Origin of the sequence: Halomonas lysinitropha (assembly GCF_902500215.1) — a bacterium.
Lineage (GTDB): Bacteria > Pseudomonadota > Gammaproteobacteria > Pseudomonadales > Halomonadaceae > Halomonas > Halomonas lysinitropha.
In genome coordinates this window covers 13,169-31,715 of the sequence record NZ_CABVOU010000032.1, presented here as the reverse complement: position 1 = coordinate 31,715, position 18,547 = coordinate 13,169, and the positions used below count along the sequence as shown (strand labels likewise).

Sequence of the window (18,547 nt, the reverse complement as noted above, 5' to 3'; positions counted from 1 at the left end):
ATCTGTTCAGGTCAGCGGGCCACGACGCTCCAGCGCCCAGGCGGTTTCACGAAAGCCGTTAGGCTCCGGCTCGCCGTCCTCCAGATGCGTGACGCGGAAGTTGGGCTCGAACAGCTCGAGCACTTCCTCGGCGGACACGCTGAAGGGCGGCCCGCCGGGGTCACGCGTCAGGCTGATCAGCAGCCCTCGAGCACCGGGTGGGATCAGCTGGGCCAGGTGGAAGGCGTAGCGCTGGCGGGTGGCCGCCGGCAGGGCGATCAGGGCGGCGCGATCATAGAAGGCCCCGATCTCCGCCGCCTGTTCGATATGGAAGTGGAAGAAGTCGCCGCTCCAGAGCTCCACGCTGCCCTGGCGACAGATGTCGAAACCGGCCTGGCGATAGCGGGTTACCTCCCCCACGCCCTCGGCGACGAAGGCCTCGATGGCCTGCCCAGCCAGCTCGATGCCCAGCACCGGATGGTCATGCGCCAGCCAGCGCATGTCCAGGCTCTTGCCGCACAACGGCACCAGCACCTTGGTGCCGGCTCGGACCCCCAGACCGGGCCAGTAGCGGACCAGAAGCGGATGGGGCCGGTCACGATGGAAACCGATGCGCCCCTCGCGCCAGCGCTCCCGCCATTCATTGGCCATCATGCCTCCTGCCGGGCCGGCATCAGAACCAGCGATCGCGCTTGCGGCGACGACGCGGCAGATGAGGCACGATCAGCCCCACCAGCAGGCCGGCGCCGGCGACTCCGCCACCGTACATGAAGTAGCGCATCAGCAGGTCTTCCTCCTGGGTATCCAGGCGAGCCTGGAGTTCGCGGATGGTGGAGCGCGACTGCTCGGTCTCCCCCTCGAGCGCCGAGTTGCGCGCCTCGAGTTCGGCGATGCGCCGCTCGCGGACCTCGAGGGTCTCGGTCATCGACGCGGTACGGCTCTCCCAGGTGTCGTTGATACCGGAAAGCTCGTCGGTCAGCTCATTCACCCGGGCTTCCAGTGCGGGCAGTTGCTGCTGGGCGCTGGGGTCCTCCTGCAGCTCGCTGCTGAGCACCCAGACGTCGTCGCCATCGGCGTCCTCCACCCGGCTGTAGTCGCCGCTGGTCTCGAGCACCGTGACCGGCTCGCCGGCGGTCAGGGTGCCGATGATCCGATAGCCGTCGGTCGGGCCACTGCGCACATAGGTGGTGAGCTCATCCGACACCCAGGCGGTGCCGTCGGCTTCCTCCTGAGCATGCAGAGCTTGGGGGAGCGTCGCGAGCGCCACGCCCAGTGTCAGAATCTTGAGTTTATGTATCGTCATGCCGTTGTCCTGGCTGTCCAAGGCTCGCGTGTCGCGAAAGATGCACCACCCACGAAAGACCGTGGCGGCGACGTTGATGTTCGTGGTGAAGGTTACCCACAGCGACTGTGGACAACCATCGGGAAAACCGCTGGAAAGTTGCCGACAGCCGGCATACCAACCGACTCGTGCCGCTGTCGCTCACTTTCTGACCAGAGCGGGCCTCTGCTCTCGTCCCTGCAAACCGCACAGGGTACCACAGTCGCACCCGCCGGCCGCTGGCCCGGTTGGGGGCAGCGGCGTATAATGGTAGGTCTTCTCCGGATGGCCATTCGGCCATCTGCCAACATCCATCCACCGGTGCACCGTCGCGCCAGATGCCGCGACCTATTCTTATGGCGAAGAAACTCTTCATCAAGACGCACGGCTGCCAGATGAACGAGTACGACTCCGCACGCATGGCGGATCTACTCGGCGAATCCCATCAGCTCGAGCTCACCGACGACGAGCGTGATGCCGACGTCATCCTGCTCAACACCTGCTCCATCCGTGAGAAAGCCCAGGAGAAGGTGTTCCATCAGCTGGGGCGCTGGAAGAAGCTCAAGGAGGCCAACCCCGACCTGCTGATCGGCGTCGGCGGATGCGTGGCCAGTCAGGAGGGCGAGGCGCTGCGCAAGCGCGCCCCCCATGTCGATATGGTATTCGGCCCGCAGACCCTGCATCGGGTGCCATCGATGCTCGACTCGCGCCAGCAGGACCAGATCTCGGTGGTCGACGTCACCTTCCCCGAGATCGAAAAATTCGATCACCTGCCCAAGCCAAGCTCCGACGGCGCCACCGCCTTCGTCTCGGTGATGGAAGGCTGCTCCAAGTACTGTACCTTCTGCGTGGTGCCCTATACCCGCGGCGAGGAGGTCTCGCGCCCCTTCGAGCCGGTGATGGACGAGGTGATCCATCTGGCTGACCAGGGCGTGCGCGAGATCAACCTGCTGGGACAGAACGTCAATGCCTACCGCGGCGCCAACCAGCTGGGCGATGAGATAGACCTGGCCGAGCTGATCGCCTGCGTGGCGGCCGTTGAAGGCATCGATCGTGTCCGCTTCACCACCTCCCACCCGGTGGAGTTCTCCGACAGCCTGATCGAGGCCTATGGGGAGATTCCCGAGCTGGTCAGCCATCTGCACCTCCCGGTGCAGGCCGGCTCGGATCGCGTACTTGCGGCCATGAAGCGCGGCCATGGCGTTGAGGAGTATGTCGAGAAACTCGAGCGTATCCGCGAACTGCGGCCGGACATCAGCTTCTCGTCGGATTTCATCATCGGCTTTCCGGGCGAGACCGAGACGGACTTCGAGGCCACCATGGATCTGATCCACCGCATCGGCTTCGATCACTCCTTCAGCTTCGTCTACTCGGCGCGCCCCGGCACGCCGGCCGCGAATCTCGAAGACGACACCCCGGAAAGCGTCAAGAAGCAGCGCCTGGCCATTCTTCAGGAGCGCATCAACCAGCAGGCGATGCAGATCAGCCGCCGCATGGTGGGCTCCACCCAGCGCATTCTGGTCACCGGCTTCTCGGCGAAGGATCCGGGCCAGCTCTCCGGACGTACCGAGAACAACCGGGTGGTCAATTTCCGTGCGCCCAACCCGACGGAGCTGATCGGCTATTTCGTCGACGTGGAGATCAGCGAGGCGCTGCCCAACTCGCTGCGTGGCGAGCTCGCTTCCCCCGCGCGCTACTGAGTTGCTCTGCCGTTGCCCCGGCCAGCACCGGGGCAGTAAGCTGGCCCTAAACCCATCAGCCACGGACCACCCCGACTTGACCCAACCAGCCTCCCAGGCCAACCGCATCATTACTCTGAATCTCGAGCCCAACGACCCCCGTCGCCTGGCCAACCTCTGCGGCCAGCGCGACGAGAATCTCAAGCTGGTCGAGTCGCGACTCGGCATCACCCTTCGCAACCGCGGCAACATCTTCCAGCTCGCGGGACCGTCTCATCGCGTCAAGGCAGCCGCCAACGTACTGGAACACCTCTACCGCGAGGCCGAGGTCAGCGACCTGGACCCGGATACCGTGCACCTCTTCCTGCAGGAATCGGGCCTGGAGGCGCTGGATGAAGAGGAAGGCGGAGAACCTGACGACGAAGTCCTGCTGCGCACGCCGCGCACGCTGATCAAGCCACGCGGCCTGAACCAGCAGAACTATGTGCAGAGCATTCGCGCGCATGACATCAACTTCGGCATCGGCCCGGCGGGTACCGGCAAGACCTACCTGGCCGTGGCGGCGGCGGTAGAGGCCCTCAACCAGCAGGAAGTGCGCCGCATCCTGCTGGTGCGTCCGGCCGTGGAGGCCGGCGAGAAGCTCGGCTTCCTGCCCGGCGACCTGGCCCAGAAGATCGACCCTTACCTGCGCCCGCTCTACGACGCTCTCTACGAGATGATCGGCTTCGAGCAGGTGGCCAAGCTGATCGAACGCCAGGTCATCGAGATCGCCCCGCTGGCCTACATGCGCGGACGCACCCTCAACAACGCCTTCATCATCCTCGACGAGAGCCAGAACACCACTCGCGAACAGATGAAGATGTTCCTGACTCGCATCGGCTTCGGCTCCACCGCGGTGATCACCGGCGACATCACCCAGGTCGACCTGCCCCGCGGCCAGAGTTCGGGGCTGATCCAGGTGCTCGAGGTGCTCAAGGGAACCCCCGGCATCGGCGTGACCCACTTTGCCGCCAAGGATGTGGTACGTCACCCACTGGTGCAGCGCATCATCGAGGCCTATGACCACTTCGAGGCCGAACAGGAAGCCTCCGAACGCGCCCAGCGCGAGGAACGCGAGGCCCAGCGACAGGAACGCCTGGAGCGTTCCCGGCAGAACAAGCAGCGCCACGACGCCCCAGGATCCGCGGATTCATGAGCCCCCTCGTAGATCGCCAGATCGCCCTGGAGGCGGAAGATCTGCCATCCCAAGCCGAGCTCGAGGCCTGGGTGGCCGGGGTGCTGGCACGGCATACCGATGAATCACGCCACGAGCTCACCATACGCTACGTCGATGACGCCGAGAGCCAGGCCCTCAACCTCAGCTACCGCGGCATGGACAAGCCAACCAACGTGCTCTCCTTCCCCTTCGAGAGCCCGCCGGATGTCGAGCTACCACTGCTGGGTGACCTGGTGATCTGCCACCCGGTGGTGATCCGCGAAGCCGCGGAACAGGACAAGTCGCTGCGCGCTCACTACGCTCACATGGTAGTCCACGGCACCTTGCATCTTCTGGGTCATGACCATGAGGAAGAGGCCGAAGCCGAGGCCATGGAGGCCCTTGAGCGTGAGATACTCGCGTCGCTGGGGATCGCCGACCCCTATGCGCCGTCGAATCGCGATTCCGATACCGAGGACGAGAGAGCCGACGCATGAGCGAAGATCGATCGAGCAGCCAGGGCAGCAAGTCCTGGCTCGACAAACTGTTCAGCGCCCTGTCCAGCGACAGCGATGAACCCAGCTCCCGCGATGAGCTGCTGGAATTCCTGCGCCAGGCGGGCTCTCGCCTCAAGCTCGACCAGGACGCCATGATGATCATCGAGGGCGCTCTGAACATCAGCGACCAGCAGGTGCGCGAGGTCCTCATCCCGCGCTCCCAGATCACCGCCATCGCCCTCGACCAGCCCCTCGAGGAGTACCTGCCGGTCATACTCGAGACCGGACACTCCCGCTATCCGGTGATCGGCGAGAACCTGGATGAGGTCAAGGGCATCCTGCTAGCCAAGGATCTGCTGCCCCTGCTGCGCAGCGGCCAAGGCAACGGCATGCCCTTCCAGCTCGACGAGGTACTGCGTCCGGCGATGTTCGTCCCTGAATCCAAGCGTCTCAATAGCCTGCTCAAGGAGTTCCAGGATACTCGCAACCACATGGCGGTGGTGGTGGATGAGTACGGGGGCACGGCAGGCATCGTCACTATCGAGGATATCCTCGAGGAGATCGTCGGCGAAATCGAAGATGAACATGACATCGACGAGGAGATCGATATCCGCGAGCTCGGCGACGATCGCTATGCGATTCGCGCCCTGACCACCATCGAGGACTTCAACGATCGCTTCGGCACCCGTTTCTCCGACGACGAGTTCGACACCCTGGGCGGACTAGTGATGCAGCGGTTCGGCCACCTGCCGGGGCGCGGCGAGCACACCGATATCGGTGGCTGGCGTTTCACGGTGCTCAACGCCGACAATCGCCGCATCCGCCTGCTCGAGGCCGAGCCCTGCGAGGAAACCCCCGAGGAGTAATGCGGCCCCTCACCACGGATGGACACCATGGCTGACGCTCGTCTGACCCCGGCGCTGGGCTGCCTGGCGGCTCTGCTGGCCGGTGGCCTCACCACACTGACCGCTTCCCCCTTCGAGCTCTGGTGGCTGGGACCGGTCGCCGCCGGGCTTGTCTATCTGGGCCTTCATTCCCTGACGCCCGCCCAGGCGGCACTTCGCGGCTGGTGCTATGGCTTGGGACTATTCGGGTCCGGCGCTTCCTGGGTCTATGTCTCGATTCATGATTACGGCTATACCGGCGTGCCCCTGGCACTCTTCCTCACTGCGCTGTTCGTCGCCGGCCTGGCACTATTCTTCGCGGCCACCCTCTGGCTCTATCGGCGGCTGTGCGGTCCTCGCCTGGCGGCACTGAGCTTTGCGGGTGCCTGGGTGTTCGGCGAATGGCTGCGTACCTGGCTATTCACCGGCTTCCCCTGGCTCCTGCTGGGCAGTGGCCAGGTGGACTCGCCTCTCGCTGCCTGGGCCCCGGTAGGCGGCGTCTACCTGCTGTCACTGATCACCGTCCTAACGGGCAGTCTAGGGGTGGAGTTCCTGCGCCGCCGCTGGTGGGCCGTCGCACCCGTTACGGTGTTGTGGTTGGTACCACTTGTAATGCCCGTCCAATGGACCTCCCCCGCCGGCGAGCCGGTGCGCGTCGCCCTTCTGCAGGGCAACCTCCCCCAGCTGATCAAGTGGACCCCCGAGGGACAGAGGCGCGCTGTCGACACCTATCTTTCGATGACGCGGGATCTGGAGGAGGATGTCGACCTGGTGATCTGGCCCGAGGCCGCCCTGCCCATGTTCGAGGACCAGGCGGCGCCCATGCTCGACCGCGCCCAGTCCAGCCTGCCGACGGGTACCGACCTGCTCACCGGGATTCTCCAGCGTGACGACAGTGGTCTCTACTACAACAGCGTCGTCGGCCGGGGCGACGTCGAGGGCGAATATCGCAAGGCCCACCTGGTGCCATTCGGCGAATACCTGCCCCTGGAGAACCTGCTGCGCGGGGCGATCGCCTTCTTCGATCTGCCGGCGCCGACCATGACGCCGGGACCCTCCGATCAACCGCCGATGCGCGTCGGCGAGCTGACCCTCGGCGTTGCCATCTGCTACGAGATCATCTATGCCGACCTGGTGGCCTCGCGCGCCCGCGATGCCGAGGTGCTTCTCACGGTCTCCAACGACACCTGGTTCGGCGCCTCCATCGGACCTCTGCAGCACCTGCAGATGGCACGCCTGCGAGCCCTGGAGAACGGTCGTCCGGTGGTGCGTGCCACCAGCAACGGGGTCACCGCCTTCATCGACCCACAGGGAAAAGTCACCGCCCGGGCACCTCAGTTCGAGACCACGATGCTCGAAGACGAGGTTACGCCCATGCAAGGCCTCACCCCTTTCACCCGCACGGGCAGTTGGCCAGCCTGGCTGCTGGCCGCCCTGCTGGTGCTGCCGGGGATTCAGCGCCGAGCGCCGAGCCAATAGCAGCCAAGCAGCCAAGCAGCCAAGCAGCCAAGCAGCCATCAGTGTGTGCTGCTCCTGAAAAAAGCAAACCCCGAGGTCATGGCCTCGGGGTTCACTTGTAGCTCGGCGCTTACTTCTCGCCCAGCACCTCAGGGATGGTCATGCGCACATAGCGCCCCGGCGCCGGTTCAAGGATGTCGAGCTCACCGTCGCCGGGCTGTCGAGCCGGTACCAGCTTCTCGGTGTCCACATAGCCATTCTCGGTGATCCACTGCTGCCAGTGGGGCCACCAGGAACCTTCATGCTGCTCGGCACCCTCGAGCCACTCCTCGGGAGTCTCCGGAAGCGCATCGTTGGTCCAGTAACCGTACTTGTTCTTGCTGGGCGGATTGACGATTCCAGCGATATGGCCGGAGCCACCCAGCACGAACTTGACCTTCCCCTTGGGCAGCAGCGCCCCATAGTAGGTACTGTTCCACTTGGCGATATGATCCTCACGGGGAGAGATAAAGTAGCTCGGCGTGGAGATCTTGCGCAGATCGATCTTCACACCGTCAAGCTCGATGCCATCCGGCTGGACCAGACGATTCTCCAGATACATGTGCCGCAGGTACCAGGCGTGGGTACCGGCCGGCAAGTTGGTGCCGTCAGTGTTCCAGTAGAGCAGGTCGAAAGGCGCCGGTGCCTCACCCTTCAGGTAATTATTGATGTAGAAGGACCAGAAGAGATCGTTCTCACGGAGCAGGTTGAAGGAGTAGGCCATCACCCGACCGTCCAGGTAGCCGTCACGCTCGAGCTTGGCCTCGATGCCGTCGAGCACCGTTTCGGAGAGGAAGACACCAATCTCGCCCGGATCACGAAAGTCCTGCAGGGTGGCCATATAGGTTACTGATTTGACCTTGCGACCACGCCGGGTGCTGGTCAGGTAAGCCATGGTCGAGGCGGCCAGGGTCCCGCCGATGCAGTAGCTCATCAGGTTGACCGACTTCTCGCCGGTGGCCTGCTCGATGGCTCCCATGGCGTCGATGGGGCCCAGCTGCATATAGTCGGCCCAGTTCAGATCTCGCTGTTCCGGACCTGGATTGCGCCAGGAGATCAGGAAAACGGTATGGCCCTGCTCCACCAGCCACCGAACCAGAGAGTTATCCTGGCGGAGGTCGAGGATGTAGTACTTGTTGATCCAGGGCGGCACCACGAGCAACGGGGTCTTGTAGACCTGCTCAGTGGTCGGCGTGTACTGGATCAGCTGGATCAACTCGTTCTCGTAGACCACTGCCCCGGGAGTGACGGCAATGTTCTCACCGATCTCGAAGGCGCTGCGATCGGTCATGGTGACATTGAGGCCCTCGGCGGAGTTGGCCAGGTCCTCGCGCAAGCGTGCCAGGCCTTCAATCAGGTTCTGGCCGCGGGTTTCCATGGTCCTGCGCATCACCTCGGGATTGGTGGTGACGAAATTGGTCGGCGCCATGGCATTGACCAACTGGCGCGCGTAGAAACCGAGATTGCGCTTCTGATCCTCCGAAAGGCCATCGAGGTTCTCGATGAGCTCTTCCACCGTGCGCGAGAACATCAGGTACTGCTGCATGATCGCCTGATAATAGGGATCGTCGTACCAGGCATCATCCTTGAAGCGGCGATCGCCTTTGCTCGGCGTTATCAACGGCTCGATGTCCTCGCCGGAGAAGCTGCGCAGCGATTGCTGCCATAGCTGGAACTGATCCTGGAGCAGCCGCGACTGGGTCTGCCACAGCAGGGGCGGGTTCTGCATCAGCGATTGGGCACCTGCCTGGAAGCACTGGCGCATGTCTTGATGGACTGATTCCGCTGCATCGCTGGGCACCATGCGCGCCAGCAGATCCTGCATCAAGGCCTTGTATTCCTCGCTGATCGCGGCGAGCTGAGTGTTCCAGGCCTCGAGCTCGACCTGTGTCGGTGCTTGCACCCCTGACTGCATTGACCCCTCCTGTCATTCATGAAGGCCGGTGTTTTTGACGGGCGAACACTGAAACCGACCTAGGTTTCGATACGACTAACAACGGCAATATCCGGTCCCCGTGAACCGGAGACCGGATAGTCGCCATTAGATTGTCGCGATATCAGCGCTTGCGCGACGTGGACTGGCTGGTCGCCTTGGCGGGTTCATCCGACTTCGATGCCTCGCCCTTGGCAGCCTGCCCGGCCTTTTCAGCCTGCTCGGCGAGCTGCTTGCCCGATTCGGCGTAGAGCTTCTCGAGCTCGGCCTTGAACTCGAGGCTCATTTCACTCATCGCCTTGGCATCCTCGAGCATCTGCTTGGAGAGCTCGTTCATCATCTCGGCCTGGCGAGTACCAAAGTCGCGCATGCTGTCCGCATCGCTGACTTCGCTGGCATCGCGCATGCGCTCGGTGCCCATCTGGCTGTAGCGCTTCATCGACTCCATCTGATACTGAGTCATCTTCTCCATATTGTTCAGCATCAGGGAGTTGAGCTTGCGCATCGGCTCGAAGAACTGGCGGGTCTGCTCGTTGAATGCGTTGATCATCTTGTCTTGGTCTTGCATGTCGAATTCCTCCTGGAGGATCGATAGTAAACGGCTTGTTGCACTGCACAAATCCTAGTCTTCAACCTTCCCCGTTGCAACCGTATTCATAACGCCCTCGCGAAGGTCGAACAAGGCCGGGCGATTTCCGCTATCAGCTGTCGCGCTTGCTGCGGGAACGGGCGCTTGCCGAGGACTTTCGAGAGGTACTGGAGGTTCCAGCAGAGCCACTGGAGGATTTGCCGCTGTCCCCCGATTCGGAATTCTGGTCGCTCTGGTCATTGCTCGACGTCCCGCTACCGGTACTAGAAGAACTGGCGGCCTTGGTCAGCATGTCGAGCATCATCTGCTGGTAGTTGCCAAAACTCGACAACCCTTGGGAGAGGTTCTGGGAAACGTTCTGCGACAAGCCGGGCTGCTGCAGGAAAGGCTGCATCAGGCTCATCGGGTCATAGCCTTCCGTGCCCGACTCCATCTGCTTGTAGATGCGGTTCATCAGATCTTTCTGAAAGGCCTCCACATCCGGCAGGCCAAGTGCGCGGCGAAACTCCTCGGGGGTCAGGTCGAAATCGACGTTGATCTTCATGGTGTCACTCTTGTTGGTGGTCAGGAGAAGTGTAGCAGCCATGACGGATGGTGCGGTTCAGCGCAGCCAAGGTGTCGATACCCGGACATCGGCATTCTGACCGCGGTGGCGCAGCAGGTGATCCATCAGCGTCAGCGCCATCATCGCCTCGGCAATGGGCGTGGCACGGATGCCGACACAGGGATCATGGCGCCCCCTGGTCACCACCTCCACCGGGTTGCCATGGATGTCGATGCTGCGCCCGGGCGTGGTGATGCTGGAGGTGGGCTTGAGGGCCAGGTGGGCGATGATCGCCTGGCCGCTGGAGATGCCGCCGAGCACCCCGCCGGCATGATTGGAGAGGAAGCCCTCAGGGGTCATCTCGTCGCGATGCTCGCTGCCGCGGCTTGCCACGACGGCGAAGCCGTCCCCGATCTCCACGCCCTTCACCGCGTTGATGCTCATCAGACCGTGGGCCAGTTCGGCGTCCAGGCGGTCGAATACCGGCTCGCCAAGCCCCGGCGGCACGCCCTCGGCCACCACGCTGATCCTTGCCCCCACCGAGTCCTGATCACGGCGCAACTGGTCCATGTAGGTCTCGAGCTCCGCCACGCGATCCGGGTCGGGGCAGAAGAAGGGATTCTCGTCCACGGACTCCCACTGCTTGAAGTCGATGGCGATCGGACCGAGCTGGCTCATGTAGCCGCGGATGGTGACTCCCTGGGCGGCAAGATACTTCTTGGCGATGGCTCCGGCCGCGACTCGCATGGCGGTCTCGCGGGCGCTGGAGCGACCGCCGCCTCGGTAGTCGCGGATACCGTACTTGTGGTGATAACTGTAGTCGGCGTGAGCCGGGCGAAACTGGTCCTTGATCTTCGAATAATCCTTGGAGCGCTGGTCGGTGTTCTCGATCAGCAGGCCGATGGGCGTACCGGTGGTCACCCCCTCGAAGACCCCGGAGAGAATCTGCACCCGGTCCGACTCTCGCCGCTGAGTGGTGTGGCGAGAACTGCCGGGGCGGCGACGATCCAGGTCACGCTGCAGATCTTCCTCGGTGAGCGGCAGTCCCGGCGGGCAGCCATCGACGGTAGCCCCCAGCGCGGGGCCGTGGCTCTCGCCGAAGGTGGTGACGGTAAAGACTTTGCCGAAGGTGTTGCCGGACATGGGCGCTCCTCCCGGGTCGGAAAATGGAGATCAGGCAAAGGACGCCGCATGGGCGTCGAGTTCTGCAGCGGTCAGGGCAAACACGCCCTGGCCGCCGCGCTCGAATTCGAGCCACAGGAAGGGCACCTCGGGGAAGGCGGCCTCCAGGTGGTGGTCGGAATTACCGAGCTCGACGATCAATACGCCCTCGTCCGTAAGGTGGTCGCGCGCCTCGCGCAGGATACGCCGCACGATGTCCAGTCCGTCGGTGCCGGCGCCCAGCGCCAATGCCGGCTCATGGCGGAACTCGACAGGCATGGTAGTCAGGTCGTGGGTATCCACGTAGGGCGGGTTGCAGACGATCAGGTCATAGCGTCGACCGGCAAGACCCGCGAAGAGGTCAGATTCCACGGCACGCACTCGCTCGCCCACATCATGGCGAGAGATGTTCTCGCGGGCCACGGTCAGAGCATCGGAACTGATGTCGGCCAGGTCGACCTCACAGCCGGGCAGGTGCAGCGCCGTGGCGATGCCGATGCAGCCCGAGCCGGCACAGAGGTCCAGCACCCGAGCCGGCGGCTCGACGGGGAACCAGGCGGCGAAGCCATGCTCGATCAGTTCGGCGATGGGTGAGCGGGGAATCAAGACCCGCTCGTCGACGCTGAAGGGGATACCAGCGAAGAAGGCCTCGCCCAGCAGATAGGGCAACGGGCGGCGGGTCTCGATGCGGGCTCGCACCAGGGCGACGATGCGAATGCGCTCCATGGGCAGCAGCCGCGCATCGAGTACCGCCGGGTCGACGTTCCAGGGCAGGTGCAGAGCGCCGAGAGTCAGTGCCACCGCCTCGTCCCAGGCGGAATCGGTGCCGTGGCCGTAGAAGAGGCCCGCCAGATGGAACTCGCTGGCTGCCCAGCGCAGGCAATCGCGCAGGGTGACCAGGCCATCGGCAAGGGCCTCATCATGCATGACGAGGGTGGAGGAAGACGCTTCAGCGAGAGAATCAGCCACGGGACATCCTGGAGTCGAGGAATTCGGATAGCACGAGACCCGATTGTAACCGGGCCCGCGGTTCACAGCCACGGCAGGGGCGGTATACTGGCGCTTTGCGTCACAAGCCGAATGCCCCATGAGTCGAGACCGCCATCCGCTGGAAGAGGAAGAGATCAGCGCCTTTCGTCAGGCCCTGCGGGACGCCGGGGTACGCCCGATCGCCAGCAATAGGGCCGATCCCGGCCGTCGGCGCCGGGGAGACCCGGCCGCAGCCGAACGACGGGCCGCCGCGACCGCGGCCACTGACGATCTCGCGACGGTCGGCCGCACCTCGGACGGCCGGGTAGAGCCGGTACGCCCCTCCGAATTCCTCGACTTCGCGCTGCCCGACCTGCCATGGCGCACGCGCCAGCAGCTCAAACGAGGACGCATCGGCTGGGAGGCAGGACTCGACCTGCATGGCCATACCCTTGAAGAGGCCCGCGAGGAACTGGAGGCCTTCCTGCGTGATGCCACAAGCCGCCGGCGACGCTGCGTGCTGATCGTACACGGCAAGGCCTGGGGAACCACCAGCGACTACCCGATGATCAAGAGCCACGTGAATGCCTGGTTGCGGGAGTGGCCCAGCGTACTGGCCTTCTGTTCGGCCACCACCATCGATGGCGGCACGGGAGCAGTCTATGTACTGCTCAGGCGTCGTGGCGGTCGAGCCTGACACGACTCAGGATGCGCGCTCCCCTCCATCCCCTACTCCCCTTCCTGACTTTTCTCGGCCGGCGCCTCCAGGAGGATGGAAGGCCCGCCCCCGCCATGGTCGACATGTCCCTCGAAGCGGTCCAGCGCCTCCCCGGCCAGGTGCCTGCCGAGGCTGATCAGCGCCTCGGCACGGTGGAACTCGTAGGCACCACAGACCGTCTTGGGCACCTCGATGAGCACATCCGGCGGATAACCCGCCACCTTGTACTTGGCCAGGGCCGCCTGGGTGATATCGAAGGAGGCCAGCACCATGTCCATGCGCCCCCACTGGCGTCGACCACCTTCCATGGCCTCTTCCATCTCGCTCTTGTCGGCGGTGTCGGCCTCATCGTGGTTGCCGAAACCATCGAGCAGTCGTCGGGCAGCGCCACGAACCCCGTCGATCCAGTGGTTGAAGTCGACGCCACCGGCATCTCGGGATGTTTCCCGTGCCTGCTCCTGGGCGGCTTCCTCGGGAGGTAGCAGTTCCTCCAGGGTCACCGGCCGCGGGCTGTGGGCGGTGACATTCACCGCCAGCACGAAGTCCGCCTGGGCCGACACCGTGGGGATGATCGGCAGCGGATTGAGCAGCCCCCCGTCCACCAGCACCTGGTCACCGCGATGCACCGGCGTGATGACTCCGGGGACAGCGATGGACGCGCGAATCGCCTCGAGCAGCGGGCCATCCTGGAACCAGACCTCGCGCTGACGGGTAAGATCCGTCGCCACGGTGGTCACCGGAATCGCCAGATCCTCGATGAGAGTATCGCCGATAAGATGATCAAGTTTGTCCATCACCTTGCTGGCCTTCATGGCCCCCATGGGACTCCAGGTGACATCGACCAGCCTGAGCACATCGAAATAGTCCAGTTGGCACACCCAGTCGCGGTAGGCGGCCAGTTTCCCCGCTGCGTAGACGCCACCGACCAGGGCGCCCATGGAACAGCCGGAGATCGCCACCACTCGGTAGCCCCGTGCCTCGAGCTCTTCGATGACCCCGATATGGGCATAGCCTCGTGCACCACCACTGCCCAGCACCAGGGCCACGGTCTTCTGCCCTGCCTTGTCGGCTTCTCGCTGCCGGCTCATGACGCGCCCCCCTTCTCGACTCCCACGATCAGCTTTCATGCCACCTCACGATGGTCGCTGCCACCCCAGCGACGGCCGGTGGCTCCAGATGCAGGTGGTGCCCGCCCGACAGCACGCAACGAGTCAGCCTGGTCACCGCCGTCCGGGCGCGGCGCGCCCGTTCCCGGTCTCCCAGAATACCGGTTTCGCCTTCCACCAGCAGCACCGGGCAACGGATCGCCGTCAGCATGGCCCCGATCTGCTCGGGAGCGAGCCGCACCAGGGACGGCCGCAGCAAGCGTGCATCGGTCCGCAGCTGCACATGACCGTCGGGCAAGACCTCGAGATTGCGTGATACCAGTGGGCGCGCCGTTTCGGCATCGATGGGTGTCGCCCCACCGGCCACACGGGCCGCCACGGCGGTCTCACTATCAGGATAGCGCGGCGCCGGCGAGAGGGGGCGTCGATCGGCGAGCAGGCCCTTGCGCAGCTGGGCAGGCGCTTCATCGGCCTCGGTGGTCAAGGCGCCCAGACCGTCGAGCAGTACCAGTGTCTCGACGCGCTCCGGAAGGGCAGCGGCCGTCAGGCAGGCCACGCCGGCTCCCATGGAGTGGGCCAGAAGCGTCACCCGCGAGAGGCCCAGGTGGTCGCAGGCATCGAGGAGGTCGTGACAGTAGTCCCACAGTGCATAGTCACCTCGGCGGTGGTGAGATAATCCATGACCGGAGAAATCGATGGCCACTACCTGGATGCCGAGCGCCGCGACCAGCCGCGGGGCGAGGCGAGAGAAGCTGGCGGCGTTGTCCAGCCAACCGTGCAGCGCCAGCCAGGTGGGGGCCTGCTCTTCGCCCCAGGCCAGCGCCGCCAGGCGACCCTCGGCCAACCGCAGGGATCGGGGTTCACTCATGCCGGCGACTCCATCAGCTCGTCGAGCATGACCTGCAGGGCCGAGCGAGTCTGGTCGGGAAACTCCATGGGAAACATGTGCCCACCCGGGACCTGGGCCACGCTGACGCCCCGCCGTTGCAGCTGGCGACGTCGCCGCACCGTGAGAAGGTCGGACTCGGCACCGGCCAGAACGCCCAGGGGCACCCTGACGCGGCCAGGCAGATCGCCGAGGTGGTCCGGCAGGTGGCGAAATATCTGTACTTCGATATCGGGATCGTAGAGCAGCACCACGCGACCGTCGTCCAGTTCCCGGGTGCCGCCAGCCACGTAGTCGTGCAGGGCGGCCTCGGTGAAGCGCCGGAAGAGCCCCCGCCGACGCAGATAATGCAACATGGCCTCCTGGCTGGGCCAGCTGTCACGACGTCCCAGGGTCCTGCCGGCCGGAGTGATGTGGTCGGCCAGACCCAGGCGCTTGGCCGCCTTCATGACCCAGGCCGACAGGCCCAGCATCAGCGGTGGATCGAGCATCACCACGCAGCGGAACCGCTCGGGAGCGTGCTCGGCAGCCATGGCCATCAGCACACCCCCCATAGAGTGGCCCACGCCGACCACCGGGGCCGGGAGGTGGGTCAGGTGGTCGAGCAATTCGTCGCGCAGCGCCAGCCAGTTGTGGCCGACGGGGAAGTCGGGATGATGACCCAGACGGTCCAGGGGGTGAAGGTCGAAGCGCTCGGCCAGCGGCGCCAGAAAACTGCGATAGCTCTGCCCCGGGAAGCCGTTGGCATGGGCGAAGACAAGGGGGGGTAAGGCGTGGTCGGATCTGCTCATGGACTCTTCCGGCTGGCGGGTGCCTGGCCGACACCCTTCTGGCGATAGCAGGCTAACGGGATTACCATGATTCGCCAAGTCGCGCGGCGGCAACAGGCGAACCGACAGGAGCCCTTCATGGAAGACCCCCGCAAGCCCGTCCAGGGTACCCGCACCCGCAATCGCATGTTCCTGGTGACCGTGGTGGCCGCCCTTGTCGTCGGCTTCTGGCTGATGCGCTAGGCCAGCCCCCATGGAGCTCTCCGCCCTCTTCCTGCAGACCCTGGAGATCACCCTGCCGGTCTTCGCCATGGTCTTCATCGGCCTCGGCTTGAAGCGCGCCGGCTGGATCGACCAGTCCTTCGTCGCCACCGCCTCGATGTTGGTCTTCAAGGCCACCCTGCCCACGCTAATCTTTCTCAGCATCATCCGTGCTGACCTGGTGGCCACCCTGAACCCGGCGCTGCTCGGCGTCTTCGCCCTGGCGACTCTCGGCAGCTTCCTGTTCAGCTGGGGCTGGGCGCTGCTGCGCGTCCCCCGAGAGGCGCGCGGCGTCTATGTCCAGGGCGCTTTCCGCGGCAACTGCGGCATCGTCGGCCTGGCGCTTGCCGCCGGCATGTACGGGGATTACGGACTGTCCGCCGGCGGCCTGCTGCTGGGGGTGGTGATCCTCAGCTACAACATCTTCTCGGTGATCGTCCTGGCCAGCTACCAGGTGAACCGGAACACCGACTGGCGCAGCATCCTCGGGCATATCATCACCAACCCGCTGATCCTCGCCGTGGTTGCCGCCATACCCGTGGCCGCCGCTGGCGTACCCCTGCCCGGGTGGCTGATGACCTCCGGCGACTATTTTGCCTCCCTGACCCTGCCGCTGGCCCTGATCTGCATCGGCGCCACCCTCTCGCTGGGCGAGATCCGCCACTCGGGTCGACTGGCGATCAGCGCCAGCCTGATGAAGATGGTCACCCTGCCCGCACTGGCCACCGGCACCGCCTGGCTCTTCGGATTCGAAGGACGCGAGCTGGGCGTCATGTTCCTGTTCTTCGCCAGCCCTACCGCCGCCGCGGCCTTCGTGATGGCCAAGGCAATGGGCGGCAATGCCGCCCTCACCGCCAACATCATCGCCCTGACCACCTTGATGGCCAGCCTGACCATCACCCTGGGGGCCTTCATGCTCAGGGCCGCCGGGCTTATCTAGGATCGGCTGATCTCAGCCCTGCTGGACTGGTGAACCCGCGAAGGCGGGCGCAGCCTGCCGCCCACACCTCGGACTCGAGCTCCGCTACGGCGGCCGCGGGGAAGCCGACCCCGCGCTCGCTCCGTCCTTCCACCAGCAGGCCTGTGAGGGCCGCGACCAGTGGCATATGGCTGATCAGCATCAAGGGCTGCCCCTCCGGCTGCTTCAGCAACCACTCCACCACCCCCTCGGGGGGTGCGTCGGGAGTGATGATCGGCAGGGACTCGACCACAAGCCCCAGGGGCTCGGCGATCTGCTGCGCCGTCTGTCGGGCCCGCACATAGGGACTGGCCAGCAGTCGCAGGCGCGGGAAGCCCCGGTCCTCGCGGGCAGCAAGCCAGCGGCCCATGCAACGCACCTCCTCCTGCCCGCGCGAAGTCAGCTCGCGCTCGTGGTCAGGGCGGCCCGGTGCGGCCTCGCCGTGGCGCATGATCAGCAGTCGCTCAGTCACGGCGGTCGCCCCTGTCGCGACGATCCTGCTGCACGTGCTTGCGGGGCAACACGAATTCCACGTCGCTGCTCTGTTCGCCGAGCATCAACAGCCTTGCCATGTCCCGGGCCGGCACGCCCTTGAACAGCACCTGGTAGAGACCCTCGGCCAGCGGCATGTAGACACCGTCCTCGTGAGCCTTGTCGCGCACCAGGCGTACGGTGTTGACTCCCTCGGCAACCTGGCCCAGCGACGCCACCGCCTCGTCCAGTGTCTTGCCCTCCCCCAGGGCCTGACCCACCCGGTAGTTGCGTGACAGGGCGGAGGAGCAGGTGACGATCAGATCGCCCACCCCCGCCAAGCCCAGGAAGGTCATGGGGTTGGCCCCCTGGTCCACGGCGAAGCGGCTCATCTCGGCCAGCGCCCGGGTCATCAGCATGCTGCGGGTGTTCTCGCCCATGCCGAGTGCCGCCGCCATGCCGGCGGCGATGGCATAGATGTTCTTGAGCGAACCGCCCAGCTCCACCCCATAGCGGTCGTTGCTGGCATAGACCCGGAAGTAGTCGCAGCCCAGCGCGGTCTGCACAAAGGTACGGGTCTGCGGATCATCGCTGGCGATCACCGTGGCGGTAAGCTGCTTGTCGGCGACTTCAGCGGCCAGGTTCGGCCCCGAAATCACGCCGATATGGGGAAAGCCGGTCTCCTCCTCGAGAATCTGGCTCATCAGCTTGAAGCCCTCTTCCTGGATGCCCTTGGTGGTGCTGACCAGTATCTGCTGTTCATGCAGATAGGGGCGCGCCTGGCGCACCACCTCGCGGAAGGCCTTGGAGGGAATGGCCACCAGCACCAGGTCGGCACCCTCGAGGACCTCGGCCATCTCGGTGGAGGCCATCAAAGCGGGATTGATGGCATAGTCGGGCAGGTAGCGGCCGTTACGATGCTCACGGTTGATCTGCGCCGCCAGATCGGCATCGCGCATCCACTGGCGCACCTGGGCCCCGTTGTCGGCCGCGATACTGGCCAGAGCAGTGCCGAAGCTGCCGCCGCCGAGCACCGCCACGCGCATGGGTTCGTCTGACATGGTCGCCCCGAGACTCGAAAAGGTTGGCAGACAGTGTAACGAAAAACGCCTTCAACGAGGGAGACCCC

At 64.8% G+C, this 18,547-nt stretch carries 19 protein-coding genes; 7 read left to right on the top strand and 12 right to left on the bottom strand.

Annotation, left to right across the window (positions count from 1 at the left end):
- Positions 1-6: 6 nt before the first annotated feature.
- Together HALO32_RS08955 and HALO32_RS08950 are read right to left on the bottom strand one after the other, a co-directional pair.
- The gene (locus tag HALO32_RS08955; RefSeq protein ID WP_151443447.1) at positions 7-630 is read right to left on the bottom strand and encodes a class I SAM-dependent methyltransferase; all 624 of its coding nucleotides are present in this window, start codon (positions 628-630) and stop codon (positions 7-9) included.
- 22 nt (positions 631-652) lie between these two features.
- Positions 653-1,282, bottom strand: coding sequence for a TIGR04211 family SH3 domain-containing protein (locus HALO32_RS08950; RefSeq protein WP_151443446.1), 630 nt, complete (start codon positions 1,280-1,282; stop codon positions 653-655).
- A 374-nt stretch (positions 1,283-1,656) separates the two neighbouring features.
- On the opposite strand from HALO32_RS08950, the gene miaB reads away from it, so the two are divergent.
- The 5 genes from miaB (at position 1,657) to lnt (ending at position 7,034) form a co-directional block, all read left to right on the top strand.
- Positions 1,657-3,000: a tRNA (N6-isopentenyl adenosine(37)-C2)-methylthiotransferase MiaB gene (miaB, locus tag HALO32_RS08945; RefSeq protein WP_151443445.1), complete on the top strand. Its 1,344-nt coding sequence runs from the start codon at positions 1,657-1,659 to the stop codon at positions 2,998-3,000.
- A 76-nt stretch (positions 3,001-3,076) separates the two neighbouring features.
- Entirely contained in the window at positions 3,077-4,174 is a 1,098-nt protein-coding gene (locus HALO32_RS08940) for a PhoH family protein (protein ID WP_151443444.1), read from the top strand.
- A complete protein-coding gene (gene ybeY, locus HALO32_RS08935) occupies positions 4,171-4,671 on the top strand; it encodes an rRNA maturation RNase YbeY (RefSeq protein ID WP_151443443.1) in 501 nt (166 codons plus the stop codon). Before HALO32_RS08940 ends, ybeY begins: the two co-directional genes overlap by 4 nt.
- Positions 4,668-5,537 carry an HlyC/CorC family transporter gene (locus HALO32_RS08930; protein WP_151443442.1) on the top strand — a complete coding sequence of 290 codons (870 nt, stop codon included), beginning with the start codon at positions 4,668-4,670 and terminating at the stop codon, positions 5,535-5,537. Before ybeY ends, HALO32_RS08930 begins: the two co-directional genes overlap by 4 nt.
- Positions 5,538-5,564: 27 nt before the next feature.
- Positions 5,565-7,034, top strand: coding sequence for an apolipoprotein N-acyltransferase (gene lnt / locus HALO32_RS08925; protein ID WP_225809871.1), 1,470 nt, complete (start codon positions 5,565-5,567; stop codon positions 7,032-7,034).
- A 109-nt stretch (positions 7,035-7,143) separates the two neighbouring features.
- Here lnt and phaC read toward each other — a convergent pair whose 3' ends face one another.
- The 5 genes from phaC to prmB form a co-directional block, all read right to left on the bottom strand.
- Positions 7,144-8,967 (bottom strand): class I poly(R)-hydroxyalkanoic acid synthase, encoded by a 1,824-nt coding sequence (phaC, locus tag HALO32_RS08920; RefSeq protein ID WP_151443440.1) that lies wholly within the window; start codon positions 8,965-8,967, stop codon positions 7,144-7,146.
- Between the two features lie 142 nt (positions 8,968-9,109).
- A complete protein-coding gene (locus tag HALO32_RS08915) occupies positions 9,110-9,553 on the bottom strand; it encodes a phasin family protein (RefSeq protein ID WP_151443439.1) in 444 nt (147 codons plus the stop codon).
- A gap of 133 nt (positions 9,554-9,686) precedes the next feature.
- Positions 9,687-10,118 carry a DUF6489 family protein gene (locus HALO32_RS08910; protein ID WP_151443438.1) on the bottom strand — a complete coding sequence of 144 codons (432 nt, stop codon included), beginning with the start codon at positions 10,116-10,118 and terminating at the stop codon, positions 9,687-9,689.
- Between the two features lie 57 nt (positions 10,119-10,175).
- Positions 10,176-11,261, bottom strand: coding sequence for a chorismate synthase (gene aroC, locus HALO32_RS08905; protein WP_151443437.1), 1,086 nt, complete (start codon positions 11,259-11,261; stop codon positions 10,176-10,178).
- 30 nt (positions 11,262-11,291) lie between these two features.
- Positions 11,292-12,206: a 50S ribosomal protein L3 N(5)-glutamine methyltransferase gene (prmB, locus tag HALO32_RS08900; RefSeq protein ID WP_151443475.1), complete on the bottom strand. Its 915-nt coding sequence runs from the start codon at positions 12,204-12,206 to the stop codon at positions 11,292-11,294.
- A gap of 160 nt (positions 12,207-12,366) precedes the next feature.
- Between prmB and HALO32_RS08895 the strand changes: the two genes are divergently transcribed.
- A complete protein-coding gene (locus HALO32_RS08895) occupies positions 12,367-12,945 on the top strand; it encodes a Smr/MutS family protein (RefSeq protein WP_151443436.1) in 579 nt (192 codons plus the stop codon).
- 32 nt (positions 12,946-12,977) lie between these two features.
- On the opposite strand, the gene HALO32_RS08890 is transcribed toward HALO32_RS08895, so the two are convergent.
- From HALO32_RS08890 to HALO32_RS08880, 3 genes are read right to left on the bottom strand one after another with little or no spacing between them, the layout of a single operon-like run.
- The gene (locus tag HALO32_RS08890; protein WP_151443435.1) at positions 12,978-14,054 is read right to left on the bottom strand and encodes a patatin-like phospholipase family protein; all 1,077 of its coding nucleotides are present in this window, start codon (positions 14,052-14,054) and stop codon (positions 12,978-12,980) included.
- A 28-nt stretch (positions 14,055-14,082) separates the two neighbouring features.
- Complete coding sequence (locus tag HALO32_RS08885; protein WP_151443434.1) at positions 14,083-14,940, bottom strand: alpha/beta fold hydrolase; 858 nt, start codon at positions 14,938-14,940, stop codon at positions 14,083-14,085.
- Complete coding sequence (locus HALO32_RS08880) at positions 14,937-15,749, bottom strand: alpha/beta fold hydrolase (RefSeq protein ID WP_151443433.1); 813 nt, start codon at positions 15,747-15,749, stop codon at positions 14,937-14,939. The genes HALO32_RS08885 and HALO32_RS08880 overlap by 4 nt, the downstream gene beginning before the upstream one ends.
- A 232-nt stretch (positions 15,750-15,981) precedes the next feature.
- Here HALO32_RS08880 and HALO32_RS08875 point away from each other — a divergent pair, with 232 nt between their 5' ends.
- Positions 15,982-16,929 carry an AEC family transporter gene (locus tag HALO32_RS08875; RefSeq protein ID WP_151443432.1) on the top strand — a complete coding sequence of 316 codons (948 nt, stop codon included), beginning with the start codon at positions 15,982-15,984 and terminating at the stop codon, positions 16,927-16,929.
- Here the strand turns inward: HALO32_RS08875 and sixA are convergent.
- Both sixA and HALO32_RS08865 read right to left on the bottom strand, forming a co-directional pair.
- Complete coding sequence (gene sixA / locus HALO32_RS08870; protein ID WP_225809870.1) at positions 16,922-17,419, bottom strand: phosphohistidine phosphatase SixA; 498 nt, start codon at positions 17,417-17,419, stop codon at positions 16,922-16,924. The genes HALO32_RS08875 and sixA overlap by 8 nt on opposite strands.
- A complete protein-coding gene (locus HALO32_RS08865; RefSeq protein ID WP_151443431.1) occupies positions 17,412-18,479 on the bottom strand; it encodes an NAD(P)H-dependent glycerol-3-phosphate dehydrogenase in 1,068 nt (355 codons plus the stop codon). The genes sixA and HALO32_RS08865 overlap by 8 nt, the downstream gene beginning before the upstream one ends.
- Positions 18,480-18,547: the final 68 nt, after the last annotated feature.